Below are 14,682 nucleotides of genomic sequence, written 5' to 3' on the forward strand. Positions count from 1 at the left end.
TGGCAGTCTGATCAATAAGGGGAACGCAATGGATAGCATGCTCGACCGGCCGGAGCAGGAACTGATCCTGGTGGTGGATGACCAGCCGGACAATCTGATGTTGATGAGCGAACTGCTCATGGACCGCTATCAGGTGCGTGTCGCCCCCAGTGGCGCCAAGGCATTGCGCCTGGTGCAGAGCGATCCCCGGCCGGACCTGGTGCTGCTCGACATCATGATGCCGGAGATGGACGGCTACGAAGTCTGCCGGCAGCTCAAGGCCGATCCGGCGACCCGCGACATCCCGGTGATCTTCCTCACCGGCATGGTCAATGCTTCGGACGAGCAGAAGGGCCTCGACCTGGGAGCGGTGGACTACATCACCAAGCCGATCAGCCCGCCGGTGACCCTGGCGCGCATCCGTGCCCACCTCAACCTCAAGGCCAACGCCGACTTCCTGCGCGACAAGAGCGAATACCTGGAGCTGGAAGTGCGTCGCCGCGCCCGCGAGCTGCAAGCCATCCAGGACGCCACGCTGGAGGCCATGGCGACCCTGTGCGATCTGCGCGACAACGCGCACAGCCAGCATCTGGTGCGCATCGAGCATTACATGCGCCTGCTCGGCAGCACCCTCGCGCTGCGCAACGAGTTTTCCAACGAGCTCTCGGTGGAGAACATCGAGCTGCTGTCGCGCTCGGCGCAGTTGCACGATATCGGCAAGGTCGCGGTGCCGGACCGCATCCTCCACCACCCCGGTCAGCTCGACGAGGCTGACCAGGCGATCATGCAAAGCCATACCACGGTCGGCCACGACGCACTGGCGGCGGCCGAACGCAAGCTCGGCTATCCGGCGGACTTCCTGCGCTACGCCAAGGAGATCGCCCACAGCCATCACGAGCGCTGGGATGGCGGCGGTTATCCGGAAGGGCTGGCCGGCGAGCGCATCCCGATGGCCGCGCGGATGCTGATGCTGATCGATTGCTACGACGAAATGACCAGTCGCCACGCCTACCGCACCTCGCTGGGGCCGGATGAAGCGGCGGCACGGATCAAGGCCGGCTCCGGCAGCCAGTTCGACCCGCGCATGGTGGAAGCCTTCAGCGAGGCCGCCGAAGGCTTCGCCAGCATCGCCCTGCGCTATGCCGACAGCGACGAGGCCCTTGGCCTGGAGCTGTTGCGGCTGGAGGATGCGGTGATAGAAAACATCGAACTGACGCCGCCCGCCCCCTGATCGCGCTGGGCGGCCGACAGGGATTGACGTATAAGGTGCGCAGCGCCCGCAGAGAGGTATGCCAGGAAGCCCGATGAAGACCCCGAAACGCATTGAGCCGCTGATCGAAGATGGCCTGATCGACGAAGTGTTGCGACCGCTGATGAGTGGCAAGGAAGCAGCGGTCTATGTGGTGCGCTGCGGCGACGAGCTGCGCTGCGCCAAGGTCTACAAGGAAGCCAACAAGCGCAGCTTCCGCCAGGCCGCCGAGTACCAGGAAGGGCGCAAGGTGCGCAACAGCCGCCAGGCACGCGCCATGGCCAAGGGCAGCAAGTACGGCCGCAAGGAACAGGAGGAAGCCTGGCAGAACGCTGAGGTTGCCGCGCTGTTCCGTCTGGCCAATGCCGGCGTGCGGGTGCCCAAGCCTTACGATTTCCTCGACGGCGTGCTGTTGATGGAAATGATCGCCGACGAGGATGGCGACGCCGCACCGCGCCTGAACGACGTGGTGATGGAGCCGGAGCTGGCCCGCGAATTCCACGCCTTCCTGATTCGACAGATCGTGATGATGCTCTGCGCCGGCCTGGTGCACGGCGACCTGTCCGAATTCAACGTGCTGGTGGGGCCGGACGGCCCGGTGATCATCGACCTGCCCCAGGCGGTGGACGCCGCTGGCAACAACCACGCCTTCCGCATGCTGGAGCGTGACGTGGGCAACATGGCGGCGTACTTCGGGCGCTTCGCCCCGGAACTCCAGTACACCCACTACGCCAAGGAAATGTGGGCGCTTTATGAAGAAGGGCAGCTGCTGCCGGACACCCCGCTGACCGGCCATTTCGACGACCCCGAGGACGAGGCGGACGTCGATTCGGTGCTGCGCGAAATCGCCGACGCCCTGCGCGAACAGGCGCGCCGCGAAGCCGGCCGTGCCGCCCAGGACGCGCCGCAGACCCGCGATGAACCGCCGCCCCCGCCGTGGGAGCAGGCTTGACCGCGCTGCGCGGAGAGTCCGATCTCCTAGCCCTGATCGCCGCACAGCCTGGTCGCATGCGGCTGCTGCACGCCGTGCGCGATCACGGTCCGGCCGACGCCTGGATCGGCGCCGGCTTCGTGCGCAACGCCGTGTGGGATAGGTTGCACGACTATGTCGATGCAACGCCGTTGGCCGATGTGGACGTACTGTATTTCGCTGAAAACTGCCTGGGCGCCAAAGTGGACGAAGCCTGGGAGCGGCGCTTGCAGGAGGCTTGTCCCGGTGTGCCCTGGTCGGTGCGCAACCAGGCGCGCATGCATTTGCGCAATGGCGATCGACCTTATCGGGATTGCGCCAATGCCCTGCGCCACTGGCCGGAGGTCTGCACGGCGGTGGCGGTGCGTTTGCGCGGCGACGCGCTGGATCTGCTGGCTCCGTTGGGTGTCGACGATCTGCTGGAATTGCGCGTTCGGCCAACCGAACGCTTTCATTCCAAGCCGGATATCTACCGCGAACGACTGGCCGCCAAGAACTGGCTGGCGCGCTGGCCCAATCTGCAGATCGACCCCCTGTAGGAGCGGCGGGGGCGCCTAGCTCTTGTCCGCGAAGCATTCAGCGCGTGCCGATATTCGCGGAGACGCTCCGCTCCTACAGGAGTCGTGCACCAGGACTGGAGTTGCCGCAATTCGTAGGATGGGTGGAGCGCAGCGATACCCATGCTGTCGGTGCACGGTGTTGATGGGTTTCGCTTCGCTCTACGCCATCCTACAAGGGCACAAAAGACTGTTGCTCCTACGAGATCAAAAGCCCTGACGCTCACCTCGCGACGTTATACGCCGTTTGACTCCGGCTTCAGGGCGCTCCGAGCCCAGCCCTGTCGTCGTGTCGGCACGAGGTACAACGGCGGCACAACTGTACGGCACCAACTGTATCCATACAGCGGCGGGCCAGGCTGGTAGCGTTACCCTATCCCACCCCGAGCTTCCCGCCATGCCGCTGCGCCATATCCTGCTCGCCCTGCTGGTCACCCTGATCTGGGGTGTCAACTTCGTCGTGATCAAGGTCGGCCTGCACGATTTCCCGCCACTGCTGTTCTGCGCCCTGCGTTTCGCCCTGGCCGCATTGCCGCTGATCTTCCTGCGTGGCCCGCTGCCGGCGCCATTCTGGCGCATCGTGCAGATCGGCCTGCTGCTGGGCGTGGTGAAGTTCGGGCTGCTTTTTGTCGGCATGCACATCGGCATGCCGGCCGGGCTGTCGTCGCTGGTGTTGCAGAGTCAGGTGTTCTTCACCGTGTTGATCGCCGCCGCGCTGCTGGGCGAAAGACCCACGCCGCGTGCCTTGCTGGGACTGGCGCTGGCCGCTGGCGGACTGCTGCTGATCGGCCTGGAGCGCCCGCTGGGCGACAGCCTGCTGGCTTTCCTGCTGGTGATCGCCGCCGCCCTGGCCTGGGCCTTCTCCAACATCGCCACCAAACGCTCCGGCGCCAGCGACATGCTGCGCCTGATCAGCTGGGTCAGCCTGATCCCGCCGCTGCCCTTGCTGGTGCTGTCGTGGATATTCGAAGGTCCCGAAGCGATTGAGCACGCCGTGCTGAACATCAACCGGACCGGTGTCGGTGCGCTGCTCTACATCGCCTTCCTCGCCACCACCGTTGGCTTCGGCCTGTGGAGCTTCCTGCTGCGCCGCTACCCGGCCAGCCAGGTCACGCCGTTCGCACTGGCGGTGCCGGTGTCCGGGCTGCTGTCGGGCTGGCTGTTCCTCGGCGAAGCGCTGACCCGCCAGGACTGGATGGCCTGTGTTCTGGTGTTCGTCGGCCTGGCCGTGACTGTGCTGCCAGCTTCGATCTGGCGCCGTCGAGCCGTTGCCAGCGCACAAGGCTGATCCCAAAACTGTGGGAGCGAGCTTGCTCGCGAACGGCCCTGCAGCGGGTTTGATTCGCGAGCAAGCTCGCTCCTAAGAAAGGCATCTCAGTGACAGCAATTCCCCGACTCCAGATCCTTGAGGATCGGGCAGTCCGGCCTGTGGTCGCCCTGGCAGTGGTCGCTCAGTTCCTGCAGGGTGTCGCGCAGGCTGCTGAGTTCGGCGATCTTGCGGTTGAGCTCCTCGATGTGCCGGGCGGCCAGGGCCTTCACGTCCGCGCTGGCGCGCTGGCGGTCCTGCCAGAGGGCGAGCAGCTGGCCGACTTCCTCCAGGGAAAAGCCGAAGTCCCGCGAGCGGCGGATGAACGCCAGGCTGTGCAGGTCCTGCTCGCTGTAGTGCCGATAGCCGCTGGCGCTGCGGCCAGCGGGGGCGAGCAGACCGATGGATTCGTAGTAGCGGATCATCTTCGCGGTCAGGCCGCTCTTCTTCGCCGCTTCGCCGATGTTCATGCCGATTCCTCTTGAGCGAACGCCCCGCTTGCGCGGGGCGTGAGTCTTACTGGTGGTCCTGGGGTTTCCAGCGTTTGAGCAGCAGGGCGTTGCTCACCACGCTGACGCTCGAGGCGGCCATCGCCGCGCCAGCGACCATGGGGTTGAGCAGGCCGAAGGCGGCCAGCGGGATACCCACCAGGTTATAGATGAAGGCCCAGAACAGGTTCTGGCGGATCTTCGCGTAGGTGCGCCGGGAGATGTCCAGCGCTGCCGGAACCAGCCGTGGGTCGCCGCGCATCAGGGTGATGCCGGCGGCGTGCATGGCCACGTCGGTGCCACCGCCCATGGCGATGCCCACGTCAGCGGCGGCCAGCGCCGGGGCGTCGTTGATGCCGTCGCCGACCATGGCCACCACCTTGCCGTTCTTGCGCAGGGCGCCGACCACCTCGGCCTTGTCGCCGGGCAGCACTTCGGCGTGCACGTCGTCCAGGCCCAGCGCGTCTGCCACGACTTTGGCGCTGCCGCGGTTGTCGCCAGTAATCAGGTGGCTGGCGATGTCGCGCTGGCGCAGAGCGTCGATGGCGGGTTTCGCGCCGTCCTTGAGGCTGTCGCCGAAGGCGAACAGGGCCACTACGCGCGCCTGCGGCTCGCGCTCGATCAGCCAGGACAGGGTGCGCCCCTCGGCTTCCCAGCGTTGTGCAGAGTCCGCTAGTTCGCCGGGCGGCAGTTGCAGTTCGTCCAGCAGGCGACGGTTACCCAGGGCCAGCAGGCGGCCATCCACGCGGCCCTGGATGCCGCGTCCGGCCAGGGCCTGGGTGGCCTCGGCGGCGGTCGGGGCCAGCCCGCGCTCGGCGCAGGCGTCGAGCACGGCCTTGGCCAGCGGGTGTTCGCTGCCGCGCTGCAGGGCGCCCGCCAGGGCGAGGGCCTGTGCCTCGTCGCTGGCGGCGAGGTTGGTAATGCGCGGCTGGCCCGAAGTGAGGGTGCCGGTCTTGTCGAAGGCCACGGCGTCGACCCCGTGGGCGACTTCCAGCGCTTCGGCGTCCTTGATCAAGATGCCGTGTTTCGCCGCCACGCCGGTGCCAGCCATGATTGCTGTAGGCGTGGCCAGGCCCAGGGCGCACGGACAGGCGATCACCAGCACGGCCACGGCGTTGATCAGCGCGTGTTCCCAGCCAGCGCCGGCGAGCAGCCAGCCGATCAGGGTGACCAGCGCGATGCCGATCACCACCGGGACGAACACGTTGCTGACCTTGTCCACCAGCTTCTGGATCGGTGCCTTGGCGGCCTGGGCGTCTTCCACCAGGCGGATGATCCGGGCCAGCACGGTTTCGCCGCCCAGCGCGGTGGTCTTCACCCGCAGCACGCCTTCGCCGTTGATGGCGCCGCCGGTGACCGCATCGCCCACAGCCTTGGCGACCGGCACGCTCTCGCCGGTGATCAGCGCTTCGTCGGCATGGCTTTGGCCATCGAGCACTTCGCCGTCCACCGGGAAGCGTTCGCCGGGGCGCACCAGCACTTCGTCGCCCAGGTGCAATTCGGCGATGGCGACCTCTTCTTCTTCCACGCCGTCACGGACGCGGGTGGCGCGTTCCGGGCGCAAGGCTTCCAGCGCCCGGATGGCGGCGGCGGTCTGGCGTTTGGCGCGGCTTTCCAGGTACTTGCCGAGCAGGATCAGGGTGATCACCACGGCGCTGGCTTCGAAGTAGAGATGCGGCATCTGTCCCGGCCCTGCGGCGTACCAGAGGTACAGGCTCAGGCCGTAGCCGGCGCTAGTGCCGAGGGCGACCAGCAGGTCCATGTTGCCGCTGCCGGCACGCACGGCCTTCCAGGCGGAGACGTAGAAGCGCGCGCCGATGAGGAACTGCACCGGGGTGGCGAGCAGGAATTGCACCCAGGCCGGGAGCATCCAGTGCAGGCCCAGCCAGTCGCCGATCATCGGCAGTACCAGCGGCAGCGACAAGGCGATGGACGCGGCCAGCCACCAGCGTTCGCGGGCCAGGCGTGCGACCTGCGGGTCGACGCTGGGTTGGTCGGATTCGAGCGGGCGGGCCTTGTAGCCGGCCTTGTCGACGGCGGCGATCAGGTCGGCGGTTTCCACCGCGCCGAGCAGGTCGAGGTGGGCGCGTTCGCTGGCGAGGTTCACGCTCACCCCACGCACGCCGGGCACCTTGCGCAGGGCGCGTTCGACGCGGCCTACGCAGCTGGCGCAGGTCATGCCGTCGATGGCCAGTTCCAGGCTGTGCGCCGGCACTGCATAGCCGGCCTGTTCGACGGCCGCCATCAGGGCGGGCAGGGTGTCGCCGCCGGACGGTCCGGCCAACCGGACGCGGGCCTGTTCGTTGGCGAGGTTGACGCTGGCGTCCTGCACGCCGGGTACCTTGCGCAGGGCACGCTCAACACGGCCGGCGCAGCTGGCGCAGGTCATCCCGGAGACCGGGAGATCGAGTTCGATGGAGGTTGCACTGTTCATGGGGCTCTCCCTGAAGTTCCCCCACAGGATCAACCTTGACACAAGGGTAAGGTCAACCCTTTCTCCGCGGCTCCTTGCCACAGGTCAACTCGCCCGTTCAACTGCCGTTGGAAACCTGCATCAGATACAGGCCGCTCTCGCTGTTGGCGATGCGGAACTTGCGCACTTCACCAGCGCGCAGCGTCACCGACTGCGCGCGCAGTGGCTCGATGCCGCCATGGCAGAGCCCGGAGTTGGCGGTTTGAAGGCGCAAGGAGATCTGGCCCGGCGGGAGGTTGAGGGCGATCTCGCCTTCGGGTTGCAGGCGCGAGACTTTCTGATCCTGTACATAGAGATCGATGTCGCAGCCGGTACCGGTGTCCAGCCGTTCGCGGCTGACGATGAGTACGGCGTAGGCTACCGGCTGGGCGTCGGGCAGCGGCCAGGGGCTGGGTGTGGCGGGCGGAGGTGCCGGTTGCGCGGGGGGCACCGGCGCGGGGGGCGTCTCGGGCATGCCGTCGGCTTGCGCCAGGGCGCAGATCAGCAGGCCGAGGACCAGCGAAAGGGAACGGCGCATGGGGCGTTCTCCGGGAGGTGATCGTCTGCGCAGCTTGGCTGAGAGCCTGTCGCAGGACAAGCATGTGGCAACAATTCGCGAGAGGGCTTGACCTTGCCATGAGGGGAAGGTCGAGACTGCATCCAACGACTCATCACACGACAGGAGATTTCCCATGCATACCTTCCAGGTAAAAGGCATGAGCTGCGGTCACTGCGTACGCTCCATTACCCAGGCGGTGCAGGCGCTGGATGCGGCCGCGGACGTTCAGGTCGACCTGGGCCAGGGTGAAGTGCGCGTCGCCAGCCGTCTGGACGACTCGGCGATTCTCGCGGCGATCCGTGAGGAAGGTTACGAAGCTGAAGTCGCCTGAGAGCCTGTTTACGATCTGCTGCGCGTCGGTATAACTGCGTTAAAAACAGGCTCGGAAGCCGCTTGCGGTTAACGCACTTCAGTGCGGCCCCGGAGGGGTGAGCGAAGCGAGTACTGCTTATTTACCCTCCGCTTCCTCGCCTGTTTGATTCGCTGGCGCTCACCCTGCGGGCCAGCCTGCGGCTGTTACTCCCGTTGGTCGTTGCGCCTTGTTCTACCCTGGCTCGCGAGATCGCAAATAGGCTCTGAGTCCTCACTCCCTCCGGGCCGGTTCCTCGCCGGCCCCTCAGGCCAGGGGCGCGCTCCAGTCGCGCACCAGCCCCCGGAACAGTGCATCGAACAGGAAGCGGGTTTCCCGCTCCGCATCGAACAGCGCCGGGTCGCGCAGCCAGTCGCTGAGCAGACCGAAAATCATCGCATGCACCGCGCGCGAAGCGATCTGTGGCGTCACGCCCGGCATCAGCCGGCTGCGGCAGCTTTCGCGGGTAAACAACTGCTCGCACAACTCAATGAACTGACGGACGAAGTGGTTGTGCCGTTCCTCGGCGTCGCGCAGTTCGTCGGTGAATTCGCAGCGCTGCAGCAGGATGGTGAGGATGCGCCGGCGTTGCGGGTGGCGCGCCAGGTTTTCGATGACTTCCACGCTCAGTTCGAACAGTGACTGGATCGGATCGTGCCCGTCGCAGCCGGAGAGACGCTGTGCCAGTTGTTCGGGCGGCAGGCGTACCTGGTTGAGCAGATCGTTGAATAGATGCGCCTTGTTCTGGAAGTGCCAATACACCGCGCCACGGGTCACGCCCGCGCTTCGGGCGATCTCTTCGAGGCTCGTATTGGAGACGCCTTTGGCCAGAAAAAGCTGCTCGGCCGAGTCGAGAATCGTCTGCCGTGTCTTTTCCGAATCTTCTTTAGTTCTTCTCATGGCGCAAGCTGGTATACAGGCTAGGATCACTACTTAGTTGGCAGTTTACTGATTTTAAAGTACGAACAGTCCCTTGCTGGCACTGGCGCAAGTGAACTCCTCTCAGTCAATATTCCTACCGTTAAGCAATTTCTGTCATTCCATGGAGAGGTTACATGCAGTTTGTCCGCCGTCTGCCCGTTGCGCTTGCTGTATTTGGCTTGCCTGCCTTGTTTGCCACGGTGCTGCAGGCTGAGGACAAACCTGCCACTACTGCTCCGCCGCCTCCGCCGGTGACCATTGAAGTCGCCAAGACCTCGGTGGTTCCCGTCACGCTGGAGTACGCCGCCCGCACCGCAGGTTACCGTGAGGTGGAAGTGCGTGCGCAGGTCAGCGGTATCCTGCAGCGCCGCACCTACGAAGAAGGCCGTCCGGTCAAGGAAGGGCAGGTGCTGTTCCGCATCGACCCGCGTCCTTATCAGGCTGCTCTGGGTCAGGCCCAGGGCGCATTGGCACAGGCCCAGGCGCGCTACCGCCAGACTGACCGGGACCTGATCCGTATCCGCGAGCTGCAGAAGAAAGGCTTCGCCAGCGAAAGCGAGCTGGACCGCTACATCTCCAACTTCGAACAGGCCAAGGCCGACGTCGAGGCCGCCCGTGCCAACGTGCAGGCCAAGCAGATCGACTTGAACTACACCACGGTGACCGCGCCGATTTCCGGCATGGCGAGTAAGGAAGTGCGTTCCGAAGGCAGCCTGGTGGCCGCTGCGGACCCCGGGTCCAGCCTGCTCACCAAGCTCACCCAGCTGGACCCGGTGTACGTCAACTTCGCGTACCCCGATACCGAGGCGGCGCGCCTGCGCGATGGCGTGCAGAGCGGCCGGCTGAGCCTGCCGGCGGACGGCAAGCTGAGTGCCGAGCTGCACTTCGGCGACGGTAGCCAGTACCCCATCGATGGCGTGGTGGACTTCACCGACAGCTTCGTCAACACCGGCACCGGCACCGTGAATGCCCGCGCCGTGGTGCCCAACCCGAAGAACCAGTTGATTCCCGGCCAGTTCGTTCGTGTGCTGGTCAAAGGCATCACCCGCAAGAACGCGGTCACCCTGCCTGAGCGTGCGCTGGCCCAGGGCCCGCGCGGCACCTTTGTCTATGTCGTGGACAAGGACGGCCTCGCTCGCGTGCGGCAGGTCACCACCTCGCAGACAGTGAATGGTCGCTGGATCATCGAAGCGGGGGTGGATGCCGGGGACAAGGTCATCGTGGACGGCCTGATCAAGGTGCGCCCTGATCAGCCGGTCAAGCCGGTAGAAGGTGGCGCGCAGCAGCCTGCGTCCAATACTGCCCAGTCCCAGTCCTAAGGAGCGCCCATCGTGATTTCGCGCTTCTTCATCGATCGTCCGATCTTTGCCATGGTGATCTCCATCATGTTCCTGCTGGGCGGGATGGCGGCCATGCACGCCTTGCCGATTGCCCAGTACCCGGAGATCCTCCCGCCGCAGGTGTCGGTGACCACCAACTATCCGGGCGCCAGTTCGCAGGTGATCGCGGAAACCGTCGCCGCGCCGCTGGAACAGGAAATCAACGGCGTCGAAGGCATGATCTACCAGCTGTCCACCTCGGACAGCAGCGGTGCCATGACCCTCACCGTGTACTTCAAGGTCGGTACCGATCCCGACCAGGCCACCATCAACGTCAACAACAAGGTGCAGGCAGCGCTGGCCAAGCTGCCCCAGGAAGTGCGCCGGCAGGGCGTGAAGGTGCAGAAGAAGTCTTCGGACATCCTGCAGCTGGTGATCCTGTACTCGCCGGACAACTCGGTCAGCCCGGTGCAGATCAGTAACTACGCGCTGATCAACGTCATCGACGAGCTCAAGCGTCTGCCCGGCGTGGGCGACGTCACCCAGTTCGGCGCCAAGGACTACTCCATGCGCATCTGGCTGCGCCCGGACAAGCTGGCGCAGTACAACCTCACGCCGACCGATGTGGTCAACGCCATTCAGGAGCAGAACTCGCAGTTCGCCGCCGGCAACTTCGGCAAGGAGCCGCTGAACACCCCGCAGGACTTCACCTATACGGTAAGTACCCAGGGCCGCTTCTCCGATCCGAAACAGTTCGAGAACATCATCCTGCGTACCGACAGCACTGGCGCCAGTCTGCTGCTCAAGGACGTCGCCCGGGTCGAACTGGGGGCTCAGGACTACTCGATGATGACCACCCTGAATGGCCAGCAGAACGCGGCCTTCGGTGTGTACCTGCAGCCCGGCGCCAACGCCCTGGATACCGCCGAGGCCGTGCGCAGCACCATGGACCGGCTGTCCAAGCGCTTCCCGCAGGGCATCGTCTACACCATCCCCTACGACACCACGGTGTTCGTGAAGGTGTCCATCGAGGAGGTGATTCACACCTTCTTCGAGGCCCTGGTGCTGGTGATGCTGGTGGTCTACCTGTTCCTGCAGAACATTCGCGCCACCCTGATCCCGGTGCTGGCGATCCCGGTATCGCTGGTCGGCACCTTCGCTGGCATGTACCTGCTGGGCTTCTCCATCAACCTGTTGACCCTGTTCGGCCTGGTGCTGGCCATCGGCATCGTGGTCGACGACGCCATCGTGGTGTTGGAGAACGTCGAACGGGTAATGCGAACGGAGAAGCTCGGACCACGGGAGGCAGCGATCAAGGCGATGGAGGAGGTGACGGGGCCGATCGTCGCCATCGTCCTCGTGCTCTGCGCGGTGTTCGTGCCGGTTGGCTTCCTCGGCGGTCTCGCCGGGCAGATGTACCAGCAGTTCGCGATCACCATTGCGGTGTCGGTGGTGATCTCCGGCATCGTCGCACTGACTTTGTCACCGGCGCTCTGCGCACTGATCCTCAAGCCCGAGCACAAGGAACCGGCAGCGCCTTTCCGCTGGTTCAACCGCATGTTCGACAAGGCCACCGAAGGCTACGGCGCGGGCGTGCAGTTCTTCCTCAAGCGCGCGTCCGTCGGCCTGCTGCTGGTCGGCGGGATGATCGCGCTGATGGTGGTGCTGTTCGGCCGGGTGCCCGGCTCGCTGGTGCCTGACGAGGACCAGGGTTATGTGCTCAACGCCTACATCCTGCCGCCAGCTTCCTCGCTCAAGCGCACCGAGGAGCTGACCAACGCGGTCTCCGATCAGTTGCAGAAGCATCCGGCGGTCAAGGACGTGGTGACCTTCTCTGGCCTGAACATCCTGACCAACACCAACGTCACCAGCGCTGGTGTGTCCTTCGTGACCTTGAAGGACTGGAATGAGCGCAAGGAAGCGGCGCTGGATGCGCGCAACCTGACGCGTACCTTCATGGGCATGGGCGCCCGTGAACAGGGCGGCGTGACCCTGTCGTTCAACCCGCCGCCGATCACTGGCATGTCCACCACCGGCGGCTTCGAGGCCTACATCCAGGACCGCAGCGGCGGCACTCCCGAGCAGCTGCAGGCAATCGTGCAGAAGTTCATGGCAGCGGCTGCCAAGCGTCCTGAACTGGCCGGCGTGACCACCACCTTCAACGCCGACGTGCCGCAGTACTACATCGACCTGGACCGTACCAAGGCACGTGCCTTTGGCGTGGCGATCAACGATGTGTTCACCGCCATGCAGTCGACCTTCGGCGCCTACTACGTCAACGACTTCAGCCTGTTCGGTCGTACCTGGAAGGTGAACCTGCAGTCCGAGTCGGACTTCCGCCGCAAGCCGGAGGACCTCAAGCAGGTCTTCGTGCGCTCCGCCACTGGCGAGCTGATTCCGCTCGCGACGCTGGTGCAGGTCAAGCGCATCCTTGGCCCGGATACCTTCTCGCGCTTCAACGTGTTCCCCGCGGCCAAGCTGCTCGGCGGCCCGGCTCCGGGCTACAGCTCCGGCCAGGCGTTGGCGGCGATGCAGCAGGTGGCTGACCAGACCCTCGGCCAGGACTACATGCTGACCTGGATCGGTTCGGCCTACCAGGAGCTGGAGGCGCAGGGTTCGGGCAGCCAGGCATTCATCTTCGGCCTGATCCTGGTGTTCCTCATCCTGGCGGCGCAGTACGAGCGCTGGTCGTTGCCGCTGGCGGTGGTCACCGCGGTGCCCTTCGCGGTATTCGGCGCCATCCTCGCCATCTGGCTGCGCGGCATCGACAACGACGTGTACTTCCAGGTGGGTCTGGTGACGCTGATCGGTCTTGCGGCGAAGAACGCGATCCTGATCATCGAGTTCGCCGTGCTCTGCCGTGAAGAGCAGGGCATGGGGCCGGTGGAGGCAGCGCTGGAAGCGGCCAAGCTGCGCTTCCGCCCGATCGTCATGACCTCGCTGGCGTTCATCCTGGGTTGCGTGCCGTTGGCGATCAGCACCGGCGCGGGCTCGGCCAGCCGTCACTCGATCGGTACCGGGGTAATCGGCGGCATGCTCGCCGCGACCCTGCTGGCGACCTTCCTCATCCCGATGTTCTACATGCTGGTGGAGTCGGCCTCCGACAAGCTGTCCAGCCGCAAGAACAAGGGCAAGCCCGCCGAGGGCGAGGTCCACAAGGCCTGAAGCCGGGGCGGACCGGCAATATGCCGGTCCGCCCTACCATCTTTTCGGGAAATTGATTAGCGAGCTTGCTAATTTTCCGGCCGTTGTCAAAATGCCAGGCATCGTCGCGCAGCGCTTTCGCGGCAGAACCTTACACCCCGTCCGCCCTGGCGCCTGAGCCGCCACCGCCGGTGTGTGCCCAGGTGACCTCATGAATCTCCGTATCCTGCTGATCCTTGGCGCCTTGAGTGCCTTCGGGCCGATGGCCATCGACTTCTATCTGCCCAGCTTCCCGGCGCTGGCGCATGCCTTCGACACCGATGTCGAGCATATCCAGCTGAGCCTGTCGGCGTACTTCGCCGGCCTCGCCATCGGCCAGTTGCTCTACGGCCCGCTGGCCGATCGCGTCGGTCGGCGTATTCCGCTGCTGCTGGGGGTGAGCATCTTCACCCTGGCCTCGCTGGCCTGTGCCTTCGTGCCGAACCTGGAGTGGCTGATCGGCGCGCGTTTCGTCCAGGCGCTGGGTGGTTGCGCGGGCATGGTGATTTCGCGGGCGGTGGTGCGTGACCTGTGCGATCCGATCGCCGCCGCCAAGGCCTTCTCGCAGCTGATGCTGGTGATGGGGCTGGCGCCGATCCTCGCGCCGTTGTGCGGCGGCTTGCTGCTGGACGTGGCTGGCTGGCAGTCGATCTTCTTCTGCCTGACGCTGTTCAGTGCGCTGGCCGGCGCGGCAATTGCCCTGTGGCTGCCGGAGACCATCCCGGCCGGTCCGCGGGCACCCTTGCGCGGGGCTGGGCGGCAATACCTGGCGCTGTTCGCCGACCGCTCCTTCCTCACCTATGCGCTGACCGGTGGCGTCGCCGTGGCCGGAATGTTCTCCTACATCGCCGGTTCACCGTTCGTGTTCATCCAGCTCTATGGCGTACCGCCCGAACACTACGGCTGGATCTTCGGCAGCAACGCCGCCGGCTTCATCCTGATGGCGCAGGCGAATGCGCGGCTGCTGCGCTATCGCGGGCCGGGCTTCTGGTTGCGCAGGGCGGTGTGGGTGTACTTCGCCTGCGGCGCGACGCTGCTGGCGATCACCCTGGCTAAACCGGCGCACCTGTGGCCGCTGCTGATCCCGCTGTTCGGCGCCATCGCTTGCCTGGGCTTCCTGCTGCCCAACGCATCGGCCTGCGCCATGGCCAGCCAGGGGCGCCACGCCGGGAGCGCGTCAGCCCTGATGGGTAGCCTGCAATTCACGGTGGCGGCGTGCGCTTCGGCACTGGTCGGTGCGCTGCACGACGGTTCGGCGTTGCCGATGGCCCTGGTGATTACCGCCTGCGGTCTGGCGGCGGCGCTGCTCGGCTGGTCCAGCGGACAGATCAGCGAACGCGCCGCCTGAGC

At 65.6% G+C, this 14,682-nt stretch carries 12 protein-coding genes; 8 read left to right on the forward strand and 4 right to left on the reverse strand.

Annotated elements, in window-relative coordinates; all coding sequences use genetic code 11:
- Positions 1-28 precede the first annotated feature (28 nt).
- The 4 genes from GA645_RS04490 (at position 29) to GA645_RS04505 (ending at position 4,043) form a co-directional block, all read left to right on the forward strand.
- Positions 29-1,210 (forward strand): two-component system response regulator, encoded by a 1,182-nt coding sequence (locus GA645_RS04490; protein WP_152220341.1) that lies wholly within the window; start codon positions 29-31, stop codon positions 1,208-1,210.
- A gap of 73 nt (positions 1,211-1,283) precedes the next feature.
- Positions 1,284-2,180, forward strand: a complete 897-nt coding sequence (locus GA645_RS04495) for a PA4780 family RIO1-like protein kinase (RefSeq protein ID WP_152220343.1) — start codon at positions 1,284-1,286, stop codon at positions 2,178-2,180.
- A 5-nt stretch (positions 2,181-2,185) separates the two neighbouring features.
- On the forward strand, positions 2,186-2,737 hold the full coding sequence (locus GA645_RS04500; protein ID WP_152227902.1) for a nucleotidyltransferase family protein: 552 nt from the start codon (positions 2,186-2,188) through the stop codon (positions 2,735-2,737).
- Positions 2,738-3,152: 415 nt separating this feature from the next.
- Positions 3,153-4,043, forward strand: a complete 891-nt coding sequence (locus GA645_RS04505) for an EamA family transporter (RefSeq protein WP_152220346.1) — start codon at positions 3,153-3,155, stop codon at positions 4,041-4,043.
- An 86-nt stretch (positions 4,044-4,129) separates the two neighbouring features.
- On the opposite strand, the gene cueR is transcribed toward GA645_RS04505, so the two are convergent.
- The 3 genes from cueR to GA645_RS04520 form a co-directional block, all read right to left on the reverse strand.
- Positions 4,130-4,531 (reverse strand): Cu(I)-responsive transcriptional regulator, encoded by a 402-nt coding sequence (gene cueR, locus GA645_RS04510; RefSeq protein ID WP_152220348.1) that lies wholly within the window; start codon positions 4,529-4,531, stop codon positions 4,130-4,132.
- A 46-nt stretch (positions 4,532-4,577) separates the two neighbouring features.
- Positions 4,578-6,983 (reverse strand): heavy metal translocating P-type ATPase, encoded by a 2,406-nt coding sequence (locus tag GA645_RS04515; protein ID WP_152220350.1) that lies wholly within the window; start codon positions 6,981-6,983, stop codon positions 4,578-4,580.
- 97 nt (positions 6,984-7,080) lie between these two features.
- Entirely contained in the window at positions 7,081-7,539 is a 459-nt protein-coding gene (locus GA645_RS04520) for a hypothetical protein (protein ID WP_152220352.1), read from the reverse strand.
- 154 nt (positions 7,540-7,693) lie between these two features.
- On the opposite strand from GA645_RS04520, the gene GA645_RS04525 reads away from it, so the two are divergent.
- The gene (locus GA645_RS04525; RefSeq protein WP_152220353.1) at positions 7,694-7,891 is read left to right on the forward strand and encodes a heavy-metal-associated domain-containing protein; all 198 of its coding nucleotides are present in this window, start codon (positions 7,694-7,696) and stop codon (positions 7,889-7,891) included.
- A gap of 285 nt (positions 7,892-8,176) precedes the next feature.
- On the opposite strand, the gene GA645_RS04530 is transcribed toward GA645_RS04525, so the two are convergent.
- Complete coding sequence (locus tag GA645_RS04530; RefSeq protein ID WP_152220355.1) at positions 8,177-8,809, reverse strand: TetR family transcriptional regulator; 633 nt, start codon at positions 8,807-8,809, stop codon at positions 8,177-8,179.
- 155 nt (positions 8,810-8,964) lie between these two features.
- Between GA645_RS04530 and GA645_RS04535 the strand changes: the two genes are divergently transcribed.
- The 3 genes from GA645_RS04535 to GA645_RS04545 all read left to right on the forward strand — a co-directional run bounded on the left by GA645_RS04535 (position 8,965) and on the right by GA645_RS04545 (position 14,680).
- On the forward strand, positions 8,965-10,149 hold the full coding sequence (locus tag GA645_RS04535) for an efflux RND transporter periplasmic adaptor subunit (protein ID WP_152220357.1): 1,185 nt from the start codon (positions 8,965-8,967) through the stop codon (positions 10,147-10,149).
- 12 nt (positions 10,150-10,161) lie between these two features.
- A complete protein-coding gene (locus GA645_RS04540; protein WP_152220359.1) occupies positions 10,162-13,314 on the forward strand; it encodes an efflux RND transporter permease subunit in 3,153 nt (1,050 codons plus the stop codon).
- A gap of 190 nt (positions 13,315-13,504) precedes the next feature.
- Positions 13,505-14,680, forward strand: coding sequence for a multidrug effflux MFS transporter (locus GA645_RS04545; RefSeq protein WP_152220361.1), 1,176 nt, complete (start codon positions 13,505-13,507; stop codon positions 14,678-14,680).
- The last annotated feature ends 2 nt before the right edge of the window (positions 14,681-14,682 follow it).

Source organism: Pseudomonas sp. SCB32 (genome assembly GCF_009189165.1).
In the GTDB taxonomy this organism is placed as follows: Bacteria; Pseudomonadota; Gammaproteobacteria; order Pseudomonadales; family Pseudomonadaceae; genus Pseudomonas.

Coding starts and splice junctions, on each gene's coding strand:
- GA645_RS04490 (WP_152220341.1), top strand. CDS start 29: ATGGATAGCATGCTCGACCGGCCGGAGCAGGAACTGATCCTGGTGGTG.
- GA645_RS04495 (WP_152220343.1), top strand. CDS start 1,284: ATGAAGACCCCGAAACGCATTGAGCCGCTGATCGAAGATGGCCTGATC.
- GA645_RS04505 (WP_152220346.1), top strand. CDS start 3,153: ATGCCGCTGCGCCATATCCTGCTCGCCCTGCTGGTCACCCTGATCTGG.
- cueR (WP_152220348.1), bottom strand. CDS start 4,531: ATGAACATCGGCGAAGCGGCGAAGAAGAGCGGCCTGACCGCGAAGATG.
- GA645_RS04515 (WP_152220350.1), bottom strand. CDS start 6,983: ATGAACAGTGCAACCTCCATCGAACTCGATCTCCCGGTCTCCGGGATG.
- GA645_RS04520 (WP_152220352.1), bottom strand. CDS start 7,539: ATGCGCCGTTCCCTTTCGCTGGTCCTCGGCCTGCTGATCTGCGCCCTG.
- GA645_RS04525 (WP_152220353.1), top strand. CDS start 7,694: ATGCATACCTTCCAGGTAAAAGGCATGAGCTGCGGTCACTGCGTACGC.
- GA645_RS04530 (WP_152220355.1), bottom strand. CDS start 8,809: ATGAGAAGAACTAAAGAAGATTCGGAAAAGACACGGCAGACGATTCTC.
- GA645_RS04535 (WP_152220357.1), top strand. CDS start 8,965: ATGCAGTTTGTCCGCCGTCTGCCCGTTGCGCTTGCTGTATTTGGCTTG.
- GA645_RS04545 (WP_152220361.1), top strand. CDS start 13,505: ATGAATCTCCGTATCCTGCTGATCCTTGGCGCCTTGAGTGCCTTCGGG.